This is a genomic window from Micromonospora sp. D93, assembly GCF_018070365.1.
Taxonomy (GTDB): domain Bacteria; phylum Actinomycetota; class Actinomycetes; order Mycobacteriales; family Micromonosporaceae; genus Micromonospora; species Micromonospora ureilytica.
Map to the genome: position 1 here is coordinate 335,780 of NZ_JAGPXW010000001.1, position 17,319 is coordinate 353,098.

14 protein-coding genes are annotated in these 17,319 nt (G+C 70.3%); 6 read left to right on the plus strand and 8 right to left on the minus strand.

Annotated elements, in window-relative coordinates:
* From KBX71_RS01500 to KBX71_RS01515, 4 genes are all read left to right on the plus strand, one after another.
* A complete protein-coding gene (locus KBX71_RS01500) occupies positions 1-1,005 on the plus strand; it encodes a diacylglycerol kinase family protein (RefSeq protein WP_210816129.1) in 1,005 nt (334 codons plus the stop codon).
* A complete protein-coding gene (locus KBX71_RS01505; protein WP_210816130.1) occupies positions 998-1,999 on the plus strand; it encodes a YihY/virulence factor BrkB family protein in 1,002 nt (333 codons plus the stop codon). The genes KBX71_RS01500 and KBX71_RS01505 overlap by 8 nt, the downstream gene beginning before the upstream one ends.
* Positions 2,000-2,068: 69 nt before the next feature.
* A complete protein-coding gene (locus KBX71_RS01510) occupies positions 2,069-3,559 on the plus strand; it encodes a phosphatase PAP2 family protein (RefSeq protein WP_210816131.1) in 1,491 nt (496 codons plus the stop codon).
* Positions 3,560-3,570: 11 nt separating this feature from the next.
* Positions 3,571-4,380, plus strand: coding sequence for an endonuclease/exonuclease/phosphatase family protein (locus tag KBX71_RS01515; RefSeq protein ID WP_210816132.1), 810 nt, complete (start codon positions 3,571-3,573; stop codon positions 4,378-4,380).
* 152 nt (positions 4,381-4,532) lie between these two features.
* On the opposite strand, the gene KBX71_RS01520 is transcribed toward KBX71_RS01515, so the two are convergent.
* Positions 4,533-5,495 carry a TIGR03557 family F420-dependent LLM class oxidoreductase gene (locus KBX71_RS01520; protein WP_210816133.1) on the minus strand — a complete coding sequence of 321 codons (963 nt, stop codon included), beginning with the start codon at positions 5,493-5,495 and terminating at the stop codon, positions 4,533-4,535.
* Between the two features lie 374 nt (positions 5,496-5,869).
* Here KBX71_RS01520 and KBX71_RS01525 point away from each other — a divergent pair, with 374 nt between their 5' ends.
* Positions 5,870-7,231 carry a cellulase family glycosylhydrolase gene (locus tag KBX71_RS01525; protein WP_210816134.1) on the plus strand — a complete coding sequence of 454 codons (1,362 nt, stop codon included), beginning with the start codon at positions 5,870-5,872 and terminating at the stop codon, positions 7,229-7,231.
* Between the two features lie 55 nt (positions 7,232-7,286).
* Here the strand turns inward: KBX71_RS01525 and KBX71_RS01530 are convergent, their stop codons facing one another.
* The 7 genes from KBX71_RS01530 to KBX71_RS01560 form a co-directional block, all read right to left on the minus strand.
* The gene (locus KBX71_RS01530; protein ID WP_112620797.1) at positions 7,287-7,607 is read right to left on the minus strand and encodes a multidrug efflux SMR transporter; all 321 of its coding nucleotides are present in this window, start codon (positions 7,605-7,607) and stop codon (positions 7,287-7,289) included.
* A gap of 398 nt (positions 7,608-8,005) precedes the next feature.
* Positions 8,006-9,268, minus strand: a complete 1,263-nt coding sequence (locus tag KBX71_RS01535; protein ID WP_210816254.1) for an RNA polymerase sigma factor — start codon at positions 9,266-9,268, stop codon at positions 8,006-8,008.
* 3 nt (positions 9,269-9,271) lie between these two features.
* Entirely contained in the window at positions 9,272-9,664 is a 393-nt protein-coding gene (locus tag KBX71_RS01540) for a YciI family protein (protein WP_210816255.1), read from the minus strand.
* A gap of 5 nt (positions 9,665-9,669) precedes the next feature.
* Positions 9,670-11,835 carry an alpha-galactosidase gene (locus tag KBX71_RS01545; protein WP_210816135.1) on the minus strand — a complete coding sequence of 722 codons (2,166 nt, stop codon included), beginning with the start codon at positions 11,833-11,835 and terminating at the stop codon, positions 9,670-9,672.
* Positions 11,832-12,713, minus strand: coding sequence for a carbohydrate ABC transporter permease (locus KBX71_RS01550; protein ID WP_210816136.1), 882 nt, complete (start codon positions 12,711-12,713; stop codon positions 11,832-11,834). Before KBX71_RS01550 ends, KBX71_RS01545 begins: the two co-directional genes overlap by 4 nt.
* The gene (locus tag KBX71_RS01555; RefSeq protein WP_210816137.1) at positions 12,710-13,666 is read right to left on the minus strand and encodes a carbohydrate ABC transporter permease; all 957 of its coding nucleotides are present in this window, start codon (positions 13,664-13,666) and stop codon (positions 12,710-12,712) included. Before KBX71_RS01555 ends, KBX71_RS01550 begins: the two co-directional genes overlap by 4 nt.
* Before the next feature lie 21 nt (positions 13,667-13,687).
* Positions 13,688-15,016, minus strand: coding sequence for an ABC transporter substrate-binding protein (locus KBX71_RS01560; protein ID WP_210816138.1), 1,329 nt, complete (start codon positions 15,014-15,016; stop codon positions 13,688-13,690).
* Between the two features lie 284 nt (positions 15,017-15,300).
* Here KBX71_RS01560 and KBX71_RS01565 point away from each other — a divergent pair, with 284 nt between their 5' ends.
* Positions 15,301-17,292 (plus strand): beta-galactosidase, encoded by a 1,992-nt coding sequence (locus KBX71_RS01565; RefSeq protein WP_210816139.1) that lies wholly within the window; start codon positions 15,301-15,303, stop codon positions 17,290-17,292.
* The last annotated feature ends 27 nt before the right edge of the window (positions 17,293-17,319 follow it).

Sequence of the window (17,319 nt, forward strand, 5' to 3'; positions counted from 1 at the left end):
GTGGATGCTGGACAGGACAGGCGGCCCTCGGGCGGTAACGGCGGGTTGCGCTCCGCCGTGGTGGTCAACCCGGTCAAGATCGACGATCTCGACGAGTTGCGCCGTACCGTCGACGACGCCCTGACCGCGGCCGGCTGGCCCGCGCCGCAGTGGTACGAGACGACAGTCGACGACCCGGGTCGCGGTCAGACCGAGCAGGCCGTCAAGGCCGGCGTCGACCTGGTCTTCGCCTGCGGGGGCGACGGCACCGTGATGTCCTGCGTCAGCGGGCTGGTCGGCACCGACGTGGCCCTCGCCGTGCTGCCGCAGGGCACCGGCAACCTGCTCGCCGCCAACCTGGGGCTCTCCACCGACCTGGCCGCCGGGCTGCAGGTCGCCGTCGAACGCGGTCGACGGCTGCTCGACGTCGGCGCCGTCGAGGATCGATACTTCACAGTGATGGCCGGCATGGGCTTCGACGCCCAGATGCTCGAAGCCACAAACGAGACCACCAAGGCCCGCATCGGCTGGCCGGCGTACGTGGTGGGTGCCGCCCGTCACCTACGGGACCGGCCGATGCGGGTGCAGATCCGCGTCGACGACCGCCCGCCGTTGCGCCGCCGGGCCCGCTCGGTCCTGATCGCCAACGTCGGCCGGCTGCAGGGCGGCGTGACCCTGCTGACCGAGGCCGAGCCGGACGACGGCTGGCTCGACGTCGCAGTGCTCACCCCGCGCAACCTGCGGCACTGGCTCGCGCTCGGCTGGGCGGTGATCCGCCGCAGCGGCCAGGTGCCACAGCTGGAGGTGTTCCGGGGGCGGCGGGTCGTGGTCACCAGCAACCGGGCGCAGCCCCGGGAGTTGGACGGCGACCTGATCTCCCCGGGCCGGCAGCTGCGGGCGGAGGTCCGACCCCAGGCGCTCTGGCTCTGCGTCCCCCAGCCCCAGGACGCCCCCGACCTGGCCGTCGACGCGCAGAGTGTCGGGGAGCGGGGCGAGCAGCTGATCGAGGAAGCACGCCGTGAGTAGCACCCGGATCGTGCCGGAGACCCGGCTCATGGCCGACGAGGAGTTGTCCGCCGACGACGCCTGGCACACACTGCGCCGGCAGGGTGGCTGGCACCTGCTGCGGGACGCGTTCATCCGGTTCCGCTACGGCGACGGGTTCAGCCACTCCCGCGCCTTCGCGCTGCAACTCTGCCTCGCCGTGGTGCCGTTCCTGATCGCCCTCACCGGCCTGATCAGCGAGCTGGGCGTCGAGGAGGGCGGCCAGGTGGTCGCCGACACCGTCCTGGCGCTCACCCCCGGCCAGAGCGCGCAGATGGTCGCCGAGCTGCTCGGGGAGGGCGAACGCGTCGAGGACGCGGGAGAGCTGGCGCTCACCCTCGGTCTGCTCACCGGCCTGTTCACGCTCACCACCACGATGGCCCAGATCGAGCGGGGCGCCAACCGCATCTACGGCGTCGAGCGGGACCGCCCGGCGCTGCGGAAATATCTGCGTGCCGCCGTCCTGGCCGTCACCGCCGGTCTGCCCGCGCTCGCCGGCTTCCTGATCCTGGTCGGCGGCGGGGCGATCGGCGACTCGGTCCACAAACACTACGAGTGGGGCGCGCTCGCCAACGGCATCTGGGACGTGATCCGCTTTCCGCTGAGCCTCGGGCTGACCGTCGTCGCCGTCGCCGTGCTGTTCCGACACGCGCCACGCCGCAACCAGCCCGGCCTGTCCTGGCTGTTGTTCGGCGCCGGCATCGCCACGGCGCTGTGGTGGCTGGCCAGCCTGCTGCTCGCCGCGTACGTGCGCTTCAGTGACGGTTTCGGGCAGACCTACGGCGCCCTGACCGGCATGATGGCGCTGCTGCTCTGGGCCAACCTGACCGGGATGGCGCTCTTCGGCGGGCTGGCCTTCGCCGCCCAACTGGAGGCGCTGCGCATCGGTGCGCGGGAGCCCGCCCAACCGGACCTCTGGGAGCCCGACCCGGACCGCGCCGAGCTGTACGACACCGGGGACATGTCGGCGCTCTGACGCCAGCGGCGTGTACGACGGACGCGGATCGGGTAAAACGCCTCGCCAGACAGACAAGGGAGGTGCGGGGTGACCGCGGTCAAAGAGGTGGCGCGCCGTCCGATCGGTCATTTCGCCGAGCGGAGCATTGCCGGTCTGGTGGCCGTCATCGGCGCCGGGGTGGCCTTCGGGCTGCTGTTGTTGCTCGTCCGGGTGCAGTGGAGCCCGCTGCAGGATGTCGACCACGGGCTCGCCGAGTGGTTCAACGGCCTCGTCGCACCGCACCACGCGCTGGTCACGGTGCTCCAGGCGGTGACGGACCTGGGCGGCCGACCGATTCTCATCTGGCTGGTCACCATCGCCGTGGTCGGGCTGCTGATCCGGCGGCAGCCCCGACTCGCCGTCTACCTGATCATCACGGGGGTCGGTGGCCTGATCCTCGACCCGTCCCTGAAGACGCTTGTCGGCCGGCTCCGCCCGGTCGTGGACGTGCCGATCGCCAGCGCGCCCGGCAACAGCTTCCCGAGCGGGCACGCGCTCGGCTCGTTCGTCGCGTACGGGGCGCTGCTGCTGGTGTTCCTACCGGCGATGGCGCCCCGCTGGCGCAAGCCGGCCATCGTCGGGGTCGGTGTGCTGGTGGCACTGGTCGGCCTGACCCGGATCGCGCTGGGCGTGCACTTCGTCTCCGACGTGCTGGCCGCCTGGCTGCTCGGGGCCGCCTGGCTGGGCGTCACCGCGTACGCCTTCCGACTCTGGCGGCGGGAGCGGGGGAGGCCGGTGCCGCCGCTGTCCGAGGGCCTGGAGCCGGAGGCGGGGCACGACATCGCCCCCGCCCCGGCCGAGGAACACGTGTTGGCCCACCCTCGCTCGGCGGTGGCCGAGCTGCTGGTCGGCTGGGTGATCGTGTTCGGAGCGCTGTACGCCTTCGGCACCTACGTCAGCTACCACGCCAAGGGCACCTTCTTCGACACCCTCGACACGAAGGTGCCGCAGTGGTTCGCCGAGCGGCACACCGAGGTGCTGACCGACGTCAGCTGGTGGTGGAGCAAGTTCGGTGACACCCATGCCATCCTGCTGATCTCGCTGGTGTTCTGCCCGCTGGTGTTGGCGGTGTGGCGGCGCTGGCGCCCGGTGCTCTTCGTGGCGCTGGCGATGGTGGGGGAGTTGACCCTCTTCCTCGCGTCGGCCCGCGCGATCGACCGGCCGCGTCCACCGGTGGAGAACCTGGACGGGCAGATGCCCACCTCGTCGTTCCCGTCCGGGCACATCGCGGCCACCATCTGCGTCTGGCTGGCGATCACCCTGATCGTCTTCCCGCGTACCGACAGGTGGTGGCGCTGGATCTTCGTGGCGCTGGCCGTGCTCATGCCGGTCGGGGTGGCCACCTCTCGGATGTACCGGGGGATGCACCACCCGACCGACTTCATGGGCGCGATCCTGCTCTCCGCGCTCTGGATCGGGCTGCTCTACCTGGTGGTCCGCCCGAACGAGGACCTGAAGGAAGGCAACCAGCCGGCCATCGAGTCGGAGGACGTGGACACCCTCGACGACGAGCTGGCGCGGGCCGGCCGAGCCGGCTAGGCGTCGCCGTCGTGCTGCGGGTGATGACCTGGAACATCCGCACCGGCGGTCGGGATCGTGGCGGCCCCGACCGGCTGGATCAGGTGGTCGAGGTCGTCGACGAGCAGGCACCGGACGTGCTGGCCCTGCAGGAGTTGCGCGGCTTCGACCGGGACGGGCTGATGGCCACCGTGGCGGGCCGGGTGGGGATGACGCCCCACCTGGCCCGGTCCTGCTTCGGGCAGCCGGTGGCGGTGCTGGTCCGGCCGCCGTACCGGGTCGTCGACGCGGGGTCGGTGCGCCGACCGTTCCACCACGCCGCCGCCCGTGTCGTGGTGGCCACGTCCGCCGGCCCGTTCACCGTGCTGGGCACCCACCTGTACCCGTACTCCGGGGGCCGGCGGCGGATGGAGGTCGACTGGCTGGTGGCCGCGATGCGCCGCGACCAGGGGCCGCTGACGCTGGTCACCGGTGACCTCAACTCGCTCGACCCGACCGTCGACCACACCGCGCGCCTGGCTGGCATGCCCACCCTCTACCGGCGGCGGCACCTGCGTCGCTCCGGCGACGCCGTGGACACCCGCGCGATCGCCCGGCTGCTCGCCGCCGGCCTTGTCGACCTCTGGCCGTCGGGCAACGTCGACGCACCGGAGGCCGCCGGTCACACCGTGCCCACCCGACTCGGCGGGGCCGAGTTTGCCGGGATGCGGCTGGACTACCTGCTCGGCAGCACCGTGGTGGCGCAGCGGACGCAAGACTGTCGGGTGATCCGCGGCGGTGCGACGGCTACGGCCTCCGACCACTATCCACTGCTCGCCACGCTGGATTTGTCTCCCGGCTGAGCCGTCCGAGTGCTCAGAGCACCAGATTCAGCAGTACGGTCAGCACCACCGAGGCCACGATCGAGAAGAGGATCGTCAGGAGGCAGCCGAGGCCACCGCCGAGCGGGCGGATCTCCGTGTTGCCGAAGCGCATGACGTTCACCTGTCCGTGTTCATAGTTGGCGCAGGCGGGGCAGCAGTTGCTCCTGCGCCCAGTCCAGGAACATCGGCTGGGTCTCCCCACCGACCTGGATGATCGCCACGTGGGTGAAGCCGGCGTCGACGAACTTGCGGAACGCCTCGACGTGCGCGTCCACGTCCGGACCGCAGGAGATGCCCTCGGCGACGTCCTCCTCGCGGACGAACTGGGTGGCGGCGGCGAAGGAGTCCGGGCCGGGCAGGTCGGCGTTGACCTTCCAACCCATCCCGAACCAGCGGAACTGGTCGTGCACGATCTTGCGGCACTCCGCCTCGTCGGGGCCGTAACAGATGGCCACCTGGCCGTAGCGGGGCTGGCCGGCACCCCCGGCGTCGTCGTACATCTCGATGATGTGCCGGTCGGGTTCGGTGGAGATGAGGCCGCTGCCGTACTCGGCGGCCAGCGTCGCGGACTGTCGACCGGACGCGGCGACGGCCATCGGCACCGGCCGTTCGGGGCGGTCCCAGACGTAGGCGTCGGGCACGTCGAAGTGGTTGCCGGAGAAGGTCAGCGTCTCCCCGTTGAGCAACGGCCGGATGATCTGCAACGCCTCCTCGAACATCTCGTGCCGCTGCTGGACGTGCGGCCAACCGCCGACCACGTGCTCGTTCAGGTTCTCCCCGGCGCCCAGGCCGAGGGTGAACCGGCCGTCCGAGAGCGCCCCGATCGTGCTGGCCTTCTGCGCGACCACGGCCGGGTGGTAGCGGCGGATCGGGCAGGTCACGAAGGACATCAGCTCCGCGCGGGAGGTGGCGTGCGCGACCGCGCCGAGCACGGACCAGGCGTACGGGGAGTGGCCCTGGGAGTCCAGCCAGGGGTAGTAGTGATCGGACACCACCAGTTGGTCGAAACCAGCCGCCTCGGCCCGTACCGCATGGTCCACCAGTTGCTTGGGCCCGGCCTGCTCGCTCATCAGGGTGTAGCCGACGCTGACCATCCTGGTATCCCCTCTCACTGACGGATCGTTCCCGAGATACCCCGGTGCACGACGGTCAACCCTCTCGTCCGGTTCGACTGCGGCGGCGCTTGACGGATCGAGGTCCCCTGCCTACCGTCGCTCTTAACCGGTTAAGAGCTGGGTGTGGCGCACATCCTGTGGTGGGGATGACCGCCCCGTGACGGCCCGCGTTCGCGTGGGCCGTTGCGGCTGTCCGGGCATCGGGGTCGCCAACTGAACCGGTTGCGAGGACCATTCCATCGTCCTACGCTGATGCGTGCGCCGGGAGCCGGGCGCGGCTGCCGGGCTGCAGCCGCCTTCCCTGTCACGTCCCCACCCCTGTCGGGCACCGGGGGTCCTCCCTGAGGAAGGCCATGAAGACTCGACTCTCCGCCGCCGGCGCGACAGTGCTCGCGTTGCTCGTCACCGTGCTGGCGTTCGGCCAGCCGGCGCACGCCGCGGCCGGTTTCTCCGTCGCCGACGGCAAGTTGTACGACGCCAACGGCGCCGAATTCATCATGCGCGGCGTCAACCACGCGCACACCTGGTACCCGCAGCAGACCAGCTCGTTCGCCGACGTCAAGGCGCTCGGCGCGAACACCGTACGGGTGGTGCTCTCCAGCGGCGACCGGTGGACCCGCAACACAGGTGCCGACGTCGCCAACGTCATCTCGCTCTGCAAGGCCAACCGGCTGATCTGCGTGCTGGAGGTGCACGACACCACCGGGTACGGCGAGCAGAGCGGCGCGATCACCCTCGCCCGCGCCGTCGACTACTGGCTCAGCCTCGCCGACGTCCTCTCCGGCCAGGAGAGGTACGTCATCGTCAACATCGGCAACGAGCCGTACGGCAACCAGAACTACGCCTCGTGGGCCACCGACAACGCCGATGCGATCAAGCGTCTGCGGGCCGGCGGGTTGACCCACACGATCATGGTGGACGCGCCGAACTGGGGGCAGGACTGGTCGTTCACCATGCGCGACAACGCTGCGTCGGTCTTCGCCGCCGACCCGGCGCGCAACACCGTGTTCTCCGTCCACATGTACGGGGTGTTCGACACCGCCGCGGAGATCAGCGATTACCTGGGCCGGTTCCGCACCGCAGGGCTGCCCATCGTGGTCGGCGAGTTCGGCTTCAACCACTCCGACGGCAACCCCGACGAGGACGCCATCCTCGCGTACAGCCAGGCCAACGGGATCGGTTGGCTGGGCTGGTCGTGGAGTGGCAACGGCGGCGGCGTCGAATATCTCGACCTGGCCACCAACTTCAACCCGGCGAGCCTGACCGACTGGGGTCAGCGCCTCTTCAACGGCGTCAACGGCATCCGGCAGACCGCCCGCGAGGCCAGCGTCTTCGGCGGCACCCCACCCCCGACGACGCCCCCGCCCACCACGCCCCCGCCCACGACGCCCCCGCCGACGACGCCCCCGCCGAACGGTGGGTGCACGGCGACGTACACGGTCACCAACCAGTGGCAGGGCGGCTTCCAGGGTGAGGTGCGGGTGACCGCCGGCGCGAGGGCGATCACCGGCTGGACCGCCGGGTGGACCTTCGCCAACGGCCAGCGCGTCACCCAGTCCTGGAATGTGGCCCTCACCAGCAGCGGAATCACTGTGACCGCACGCAACACCGACTACAACGGGCGGCTGGCCGCCGGGGCCAGTGCCAGCTTCGGGTTCCTCGGCAGTTGGACCGGCGCCAACAGCCTGCCCGTGCTGAGCTGCACGGCGAGCTGACCGTCGGCCCGGTGGTCGGGTCCGCGTCGGACCCGGCCACCGGAGCTCGTCCTGGTCAGTGCTCCCCGGCCAGGTTCACGACGACCACCCCGGCGATGATCAGCGCGATGCCGGTGAGCTTGGCGAGCCCCACCGACTCACCCAGGAACACCGCCCCGATCGCCACGATCGCCGCGGTGCCCAGACCCGACCAGAGGGCGTACGCGACACCCACCGGGATCTCCTTGACGGCCTGGGCCAGCAGGAGGAAGGCCAGCGCGTAGCCGCCGAGGCACGCCACCGTCGGCCAGAGACGGCTGAACCCGGCGGTGCTCTTGATCAGGCTGGTCGCCACCACCTCGGCGAGGATGGCGATCCCCAGCAGCACGTACGCCATGCGTCCCCTCGGTCCTTCGTGGTCGATGAACCCGTCGCTGCCCAGGCTAGTGCCGGTGGTCTCCACGCCCAGCCGACCCGCCCGCCTCCGGTCGACGTTCAGCCAAACCGTCGCGTGGCGTCCGTGCGGCCGTCGGTGACGTCCGTGTGGCCCCGGCATCTGTCACAGAACGCCTTTGGAGCTGATGCCACAAACGATTCGGATGTGGCGACGAATCTGACTTCCTCAGCGGATCGGCCGTGCCTCCGGCACCAGTCCTGGTGGATGAATCGTTTACGGCATCAGCTCCAAAGGCAGCCCGGCACACCCGCCCGCCCACCGCTGCGGGCCGCGCCGCCGCCGTCGCCAGCAGCCGCCGGGGTCGCGCCGCGCGCGAAGACCAGTCGGGAACCCTGTCGTTACGGGAGATCGACGGGCTCGGAGGCGAGTCGGGCCGCTCGCATGGTCAGGTAGAGCTGTTCGGGGCGGCTGCTCGTGCGGGCGGCGGCGGTCCGGTAGTCGGCGACCGCCCGAGCCTGGTCACCGGCCATCTCGTGCAGGTGGGCGCGGGCGGCGGCCAGCCGGTGGTGTCCGGCCAGCTGCGGGTCGTGGGTCAACGCGTCGAGAGCGGCCAGACCGGCGGCCGGTCCGTGCACCATGGCCGTCGCCACGGCCCGGTTGAGGGCCACCACCGGGCTGCCGGCCACGCGTTCCAGCACCTCGTAGAGCGCCAGGATCTGCGGCCAGTCGGTCTGTTCGGTGCTCGGCGCCTCGTCGTGCAGGGCGGCGATGGCGGCCTGCACCTGGTACGGGCCGACCGGTCCACGTGGCAGGGCCCGGGTGACCAGTGCGATGCCCTCGGCGATCGCGGCCGCGTCCCAGCGGCTGCGATCCTGATCGGCCAGTGAGATCAGCTCGCCGGAGGGCCCGGTCCGCGCCGGGCCGCGTGCCTCGGTGAGCAGCATCAACGCCAGCAGCCCGGCCGATTCGCTGTCGTTGGGCAGCAGCGTGTGCAGGGCGCGGGTCAGCCGGATGGCCTCCGCCGCGAGGTCGATCCGCCGCAGGTGCGGGCCGGTGGTGCTGGTGTGCCCCTCGGTGAAGACCAGGTAGAGCACCTGCCGAACGGAGATCAGACGGTCCGCCCGCTCCGCCGGATCGGGCATCCGGAACGGCAGCCCGGATGCCCGGATGCGCTGCTTGGCCCGGCTGATCCGCTGCGCCATCGTCGCCTCGGGCACCAGGAACGCGCGGGCGATCTCGGCGGTGCTCAACCCGCCGACGGCGCGCAGGGTCAGCGCCACCGCCGACGTCGGGGCGAGCGCCGGGTGGCAGCAGAGGAAGAGCAGGACCAGCGTGTCGTCCCGCTCGGTGGTCAACTCCTCGTCCGGGGCTGGGGCGTACCGCTGGTCGTCCGGATCCCGGCGGGCGACCAGGTCCTCCCGGCGGCGGCGGGCCTGCTCACCGCGGACCAGCTCGATCATCCGGCGGTAACCGACCTGGATCAGCCAGCCCCGGGGGTTCGTCGGCATTCCCTCGGTCGGCCACTGGGTGGCGGCGGCCAGCAGCGCCTCCTGCACGGCGTCCTCCGCGGTGGCGAAGTCACCGAAGCGGCGGGTCAGCACGCCGAGGACCTGCGGCGCCAACTCGCGCAGCAGGTCCTCGATGCGGGGATCGGTGTTCAGCCCTCACAGCTCCTGTGGTGGGGCGGACATGACCGGGTGCACCTCGATCGGCATGTTCAGCGGCCGGCCGCCGGGGCCGGGCGCCGTGGAGATGTACGCGGCCAGCTCCACGGCCCGCTGCGGGCTCTCGCAGTCGACAACCCAGAAGCCGGCCAGGAACTCCTTCGTCTCGGCGAACGGCCCCTCGGTGACCACCGGCGTCCCACCCTCACCAGCCCGGACGATCCGGGCCTGCTGCGGGCCGCCGAGGCCCTGACCGTCGACCCACTCGCCGGCGGCGGTGAGCTTGTCGTTGACCTCGCCCATGAACGCGATGTGCGCCCGGACCTCGTCCTGGGTCCAGGTGTCGATGCTCGGGAAGTCGGTCCCGGCGGCGCTGAACTGCATCAACAGCATGTACTTCACGGTTGGCTCCTCACACCTGCGCACCCCTCGTCGACGGCGTCGACCTCCAGCACCAGACTCTGCTCCGGGTGCAGGGCGGGCAGTTGCACACCCACCCGGGCCAGCGCCGCCCCGCTGAGGGTGAGACCACCCGCCAGCCAGGTGGGCGCGGCCAGGTCGATGGTCGCCGGGCCCGGTACGCCCGACACCTGTCGTACCCGGTACCGCCGGCCCGGGTCGAGGCCGGGCAGCCGTACCGCGCCGGGCACCTGCGGCACCGAGGTGGCCAGCCGTGCCACCGCGTACACCGCTCGGGTGTTGTCGTGATCGACCACGCCGTGTGCCCAGACGGCCGGGTCCGGGTGGTCGACCCGGACCACCCGGCCGGCGTGCAGCAGCGGGCGCAACCGTTTGTGCAGCGCCACCCAGGCGGCCAGCTCGGTCTGCTCGGCGGCGCTGATCGACGCGATGTCCCACTCGATGCCGTGGTGGCCGAAGAGCGCTGTCGCCGCCCGGAAACCCAGGTCGTGTACGCGGTGGGTGGTGTGCGATCGTTCCGGGCCGATGTGGGTGCCGATCAGTTCCGGTGGCAGCAGCAGCCCCGTCCAGCGCTGGATGCTGAGCCGCTCCAGGGCGTCGTTGCAGTCGCTGGCCCAGACCCGGTCGGTGCGGGCCAGGATGGCCAGGTCCACCCGGGCCCCGCCGGACGAGCAGCTCTCGACCTCCACGCCCGGGTGCCGCCCGCGCAACTCGTCGAGGAGCCGGTAGACCGCCAGGGTCTGCCCGTGCACCCCGGGACGGCCATGATGACCTGCCTCGGTGAGGTCCCGGTTCTGGTCCCACTTGAGGTACCGGATGCCGGGGTGGTCGGTGAGCAGCGCGTCGAGGCGTTCCAGCACATGGTCGTACGCCTCGAGACGACCCAGGTCGAGCACCTGCTGGTGACGCCAGGCCGGCGGCAGCCGCCCCGGCACGGCGAGCACCCAGTCGGGGTGCGCGCGGAACAGGTCCGAGTCGGGGTTGACCATCTCCGGCTCGACCCAGAGGCCGAACTGGAGGCCCCGGCCGGTCACGTGGTCGATCAGCGGTTGCAGGCCGCCCGGCCAGACGCCCTCGTCGACGTACCAGTCGCCGAGCCCGGCGGTGTCGTCGCGCCGACCACGGAACCAGCCGTCGTCGAGCACGAAGCGCTCCACGCCGATCTGGGCGGCCCGGTCGGCGAGCGCCCGCAGGCGGTCCAGGTCGTGGTCGAAGTAGACCGCCTCCCAGACGTTGAGGGTGACCGGGCGGGGGGAGCGCGGGTGCCCGGGGCGGGCCCGGAGGTGCGAGTGGAGTACGTCGCTGAGCCCGTCCAGCCCGGCGTCCGACCAGACGGCGTAGAGCAGGGGAGTCTCGTACGACTCGCCGGGGCCGAGCCGGACCTCCCCGGGGGCCAGCAACTCGCCGCCGCCGAGGGTCGACTCGCCGGTGGGCCGACGCTCGGCGAACGTGACGTGGTCGCCGCTCCACGCGGTGTGCACCGCCCAGACCTCGCCGTGGCCGAAGCCGAACCCGGTGGTGCCGGCCACCAGCAGCAGCGTGGCGTCATGCCCGGTACGGCCGTGCCGGCCTTCACGGACCCAGACGCCGTGCTGCCACGGGTGCCGCTGCGGGGACCGTTCCCGACACCAGCGGCCGGTCAGGTCGAGCAGTTCGGTGGCGACCGCCGGCACCGGCAGCACCGGCGTCAGCTCCCGCAACTCGTACGCGCCGTCGCCGTCGTTGCGCAGCCGGTGCCGAACGGTCAGCAGGCCGTACGGGTCGAGCGTGATCTCGATGGTCACTGTCAGCCCGGCGGCCGGGTCCGACGCCCGGACGGCCACTCGCGCCGGTCCGTCGGCGGGCTGGTCGACGTCGAGACCGTCCAACCGGAACGCGGTGGACCAGTCTCGTCCGTCGCGGTGCCCGGCCAGGGCGGGCCGCCCGCTCCAGCCAGCGCTCGCCTCCGGCAGCACTGACAGCACTGTCGGCTCGTCGAAGCTGCTGGGCACCACCGGCGGTACTGTCGCGTCGGCGAGCTGGCGCAGGCCGTCGTCGTCGAGGTCGCCGACGTCGCCGCCCCAGTGCACGACCCGGGGCAGCCCCGGGCCGCGCGCGTCGAGCACCAGGCTGGTCCGCGCGCGGCGCAGGTGCAGGATCGTCATCCCTTCGAGGCTCCCAAGGTCAGGCCCCGAACGAAGTGCCGCTGGAGCATAAAGAAGATCACCAGGGTGGGGATCGCGACGAGCACGCTGCCCGCCGAGACGAGGTTGTTGTCGGTGAAGAACTCGCCGCGCAGGTTGTTGAGTGAGCTGGTCACCGGAAACTTGTCGCCGGTGCGCATGAGGACGGTCGCCCAGAAGAACTCGTTGTAGATCCAGGTAACCTCCAGCGTCGCCAGCGCGGCCAGGGCCGGCCGGCACAGCGGCATGGTGACCTGCCAGTACTGCCGCCAGATGCTCGCCCCGTCGACCATCGCCGCCTCGTACAGGTCACGGGGCAGCGCCTTCATGTAGTTGCTGAGCACGAAGACGCAGAAGCCGCACTGGAAGGCCACGTTGATCAGAATCAGGCCCCAGTAGCTGTCGTAGAGCAACTCCGAGTCGCTCATGAACTCCGGCAGCGGCACCTCGGTGAACAGCCGGAACAGCGGGATGAGCAGTGCCTGCTGGGGCAGCAGGTTGGCGGCCGTGAAGATCCCCAGCAGGACGAGGTTGAGCTTCCAACTGAACCGGGCGATGACGAACGCCACGCAGGAGGCGAGGAAGAGGGTGAGTAGCACCGCCGGCACGGTGATGTACACCGAGTTGAGGAAGTGCTGCCCGAACTCCGCCGTCCGCCAGGCGGTGACGTAGTTGTCGAGGGTCCAGCCGCCGAACGAGACGTAGCCGTTCGCGGCGGTGTAGTCGTACGACCGCAGTGAGGTCAGCACCGCCCAGGCGATCGGGAAGAGCCAGGCCAGCGAGACGACGATGAGGAAGCCGTGCAGCAGCATCCGTAACGGGGTCAGCCTGCGCCGACGAACCGGAGTGTCCACGCTCATTCCCGGTTCTCCCTCATCACGGTCGCCAGGTAGATGGTGATGAAGACCAGCGAGACGACCAGCATGATCGTTGCCAGTGCCGAGCCGAAGCCGATACGGCTCGCCTCACCCACCACGTTCTGGGTGACCAGCGCGGAGATCAGCTCCAGCCCGTTGCGGCCCTTGTTGACCACCCAGACCAGGTCGAACGCGCGCAGCGACTCGATCACGGTCACCACCAACACGATGATGTTGATGGGCCGCATGACCGGGAACACGACCCGGAAGAACGCCCGGCTCTCCGAGGCGCCGTCGACCGCCGCAGCCTCGCGCAACGATGGATCGACGCCCTTCAGACCGGCCAGGTAGAGCAGCATGATGTACCCGACGTGCCGCCACCCGGAGGCGATCATCACCGCCCAGATGTTGACGCTCGAGTCGCCGTACCAGTCGATGCTGCTGCCGAAGACGGCGTTGATCAGCCCCTGGTCGCGGGAGTAGAGCAGCTGCCAGACGAAGCCGATGAGCGCCAGCGAGAGCACCACCGGCAGGTAGAGCGCGGTCTGGTAGAAGCGGCTGCCGCGCAGCTCCTTGTCCAACAGCACGGCCAGGAACATGCCGAACGGGGTGGCGACCACGAACAGCGCCGCCAGCCAGAGCAGGTTGTGCTGGATCGCCGGCACGAACGGCGGGTAGATGTTCACCACGTCGCTGTAGTTACGTGCGCCGACGAACTCGATCTCGTTGAGGGGGCCGATGCCGTCCCAGTTGGTGCCGGAGAGCAGCACGGTGGCCGCCGCCGGCAACCAGACGAATCCGGTGACGAGCAGCAGCGGGACGAGCACCATCAGCGTGATGACCACGCGGTCGGTGCGGGACAGGAGCCGTAGCCGCCGGCGACGACCACCCGTTGAGGTGGTCGCGGCCGGCGGCGGCACGGCGCGATCCGCTTGGATCAGGGGCAGGTCGGACACGATGTCCTCCCCCTTCCGCCGTCAGTCAGTGAAGATCGACTTTTTCTGGTTCTCGATGGACGAGGTGAGCCCGCCGATGTCCTTGGGGTCCTTGATGAACTGCTGGAGCGCCGGGATGATCACCGTCGAGGCGAAGTCCGGCCGGGTGTCCCGGTCGAGGAACTGGGCGATCTCGGTGGCCGACCCGACCAGTTCGGCCGCCTTCTTCTGCAGCGCTGTGTAGCCGCCGACATCCGCGCCATTGTTGGCGACGAGGACGGCCGGGTCGTTCTTGAGGTTGATGTCCGCGGCGGCCTTGCCACCGAAGTACTCCAGCAGCTTGCGCGCGTTGTCCTCGTTCTTGGGCTTGCGGGCCATCATGTAGCCGTCGATCGGGGCGTCCAGCGCCTTGGCGCCGATGGTCGGGTCGATCTCGGGGAAGGTGAAGAAGTCGAGATCGTCCTGCTCCTCGTTGCTGAACTGCTGACCGACGAAGAGGCCCAGCAGGTACATGCCGCTCTTCTTCTGCTGCAACGACTGCGCGGCCTCCTGCCAGGTGCGACCGAGGCTGTCCGGCTGGTGCAGGGGGAGCAGGCCGGCCCAGGTGTCGAAGACCTTCTTGACCTTGTCGGAGGTCCATGCCTCCTTGCCGGCCATCAGGTCGACGTGGAACTGGTAGCCGTTGATGCGCAGGTTGAGGATGTCGAAGGTGCCCATCGCCGGCCAGCCGTCCTTGTCGGCGAAGGCGATGGGGATGAGGCCGTCCCTCTTCATCTGCGCGCCGAGCGCGGTGAACTGGTCCATGGTGGTGGGCACCTGGTAGCCGTGCTGCTGCCACACCGACTTGCGGTAGAAGACCGCCCACGGGTAGTAGGTCGCCGGTACGAAGTACTGTTTGCCGTCGTCGCCGGTGGATGCCTTCTTGAAGGCGTCGGAGTAGCCGGAAAGCTTGCTCCACACGTCGCTGATGTCGCTGGCCAGGCCCTTCTGCGCGAAGAAGCGCATCCGGTAGCCGGCGAACCAGGTGAACACGTCGTCCGGCTTGCCCTGTAGGTAATTGTTGATGTTCTCCTGGAACGTGTTGTGGTCGACCGTATTGACCGCGACCTGCACGCCGGACGAGGTCTTGAAGCCGTCGGTGACCTTGACCAGGACGTCCTTCGGCTTCGGGTCGGACTGGTTCGAGCCGAGCGACACGTCCTTGCTGGACCCGCCGGAGCCGGAGTCGTCGCCGCAGCCGGCGAGCAGTCCGGTGCCGAGCAGCGCGCCCGTGCCGGCGGCGCCGGCCAGCAACGACCGTCGGTTGATGCCGGCGACTGAGGGCGGTACGAGCCGAGCCAGGTACTCGGCTTGGGATTGGGGACGGGACATCTGTGCCTCCTGCGGATGAGAAGGAGCTACGCCCAAGGGCCATCAGGGTGGTGAAGGCAGGTCCGGCGTGGTGATCACACAGTGAGATCCACCGAGAATCCACATTGGCGAACACGAACGGCCATTGGGGCCTCAAGCTACTCTGCCGTCGGGCTCTGTCAAGAGGGCAGTTCGCCTCTGATAACCCAGTCGTGACACGGCTGTTACCTGGAATGCGTTGCAAAGAAACGTCGATGTTGGAACCTGTTGACTTCAGTGGACCAGCGGGTGCACGCTCAGCTGTCATGTGGCGATGGCAGGGTGACAGCATCTATTTCGGCGGCGACTACAACCCCGAGCAGTGGCCCGAGGAAACCTGGTCCGAGGACGTCGAGCTGATGCGCCGGGCCGGGGTCAACCTGGTCTCGGTCGGCATCTTCTCCTGGGCCCTGCTGGAGCCCACCCCGGGCCGGTTCGAGTTCGGTTGGCTGGACCGGGTGCTCGACCTCCTGCACGACGGCGGGATCCAGGTCGACCTGGCCACCGCCACGGCCAGCCCGCCACCATGGCTGGCCAGGGCACACCCGGAGACGTTGCCCCGCCGCGACGACGGCGTGATCCTCTGGCCGGGCGGCCGGCAGGCGTACTGCCCCAGCTCGCCCATCTTCCGCGAACGATCACTGGAGTTGGTGCGGGCGGTCGCCGGCCGGTACGCCGAACACCCCGCCGTGGTGATGTGGCACGTCTCCAACGAACTGGGCTGCCACAATGCGCACTGCTACTGCGACGTCAGCGCCGAGGCGTTCCGCGGCTGGCTGCGCGAGCGCTACGGCGACCTGGACCGGCTCAACGACGCCTGGGGAACCGCGTTCTGGAGTCAGCGCTACGGCGACTGGGCCGAGATCAACCCGCCGCGCACCGTGACGGCCTTCGCCAACCCCACCCAGCAGCTCGACTTCCTGCGCTTCTCCTCGGACGAGCTGCGCGCCCAACTGCGCGCCGAGCGCGAAGTGCTGAAGACGCTGGTGCGCCAGCCGATCACTACCAACTTCATGATCGGCATGGGCGTCAAGCACATGGACTACCACTCCTGGGCGTCCGACGTGGACCTGGTCTCCAACGACCACTACCTGACCGCCGCTGACCCGCAGGCGCACCTCGGGCTGGCGCTCGCCGCCGACCACACCCGGGGCGTCGCCGGCGGCGATCCGTGGCTGTTGATGGAGCACTCCACAAGCGCCGTCCAATGGCAGCCGCGCAACGTGGCCAAGCTGCCCGGTCAACTGCGTCGCAACAGCCTCGCGCACGTCGCCCGCGGTGCCGACGGCGTGCTGTTCTTCCAGTGGCGTGCCTCCCGGGCCGGTGCGGAGAAGTTCCACTCCGCGCTGGTGCCGCACGCCGGGCCGGACACCAAGGTGTTCCGCGAGGTCTGCCAACTCGGCGCGGACCTCAAGGCCCTCGCGGAGGTGCGCGGCAGTCGGGTGGACGCCGAGGTGGCCATCCTGTTCGACTGGGAAGCCTGGTGGGGCGTCGAGTTGGATTCGCACCCCAGCGCCGACGTCCGGTACGGCGACCGATTGAACGCCCTCTACCGGGCCCTCTGGCGGGCCGGCGTGACCGCCGACGTCATCCACCCCTCGGCAGACCTCAGCGGCTACCGGCTGGTCCTGGTGCCGACCCTCTACCTGGTTCGGGACGCCGACGTCGCGGCACTGCACCGCCACGTCGAGGACGGCGGCACGGCGGCCGTCACCTACTTCAGCGGCATCGTCGACGAGAACGACCACATCCGCCTCGGCGGCTACCCCGGCGCGTTCCGGGAGTTGCTCGGCGTCCGGACCGAGGAGTTCTTCCCGCTCCGCGAGGGCGAGCAGGTCCACCTCGACGACGGCGGCACCGCCGACGTGTGGACCGAGTGGCTGCACCCCGACGGCGCCGAGGTGCTGGCGTCGTACACCGATGGGCCCTTGCCGGGTGTGCCGGCGCTGACCCGGCACCCGGTCGGCACGGGCGCCGCCTGGTACGTCGGCACCCGGCTGGACGAGCCGGCCACCGACCGGCTGGTCGCCCGGCTCGTCGACGAGGCCGGCGTCCGTCCGGCGGCGCCGGCGCCGTCCGGTGTGGAGGTGGTACGCCGGCGCGACGGCGAGCGGACCTGGCTGTTCATCATCAACCACACCGAGGCGGAGGTGCGACTTCCGGCGGCCGGCGTCGAGTTGTTGACCGGGGCGCGGTGTGCCGGTGAGCTGACGGTGCCGGCCGGTGAGGTGGCGGTGGTCCGTGAGGATCGGACCTGATCCGCACGACAGTCACGGCGCGAAGGA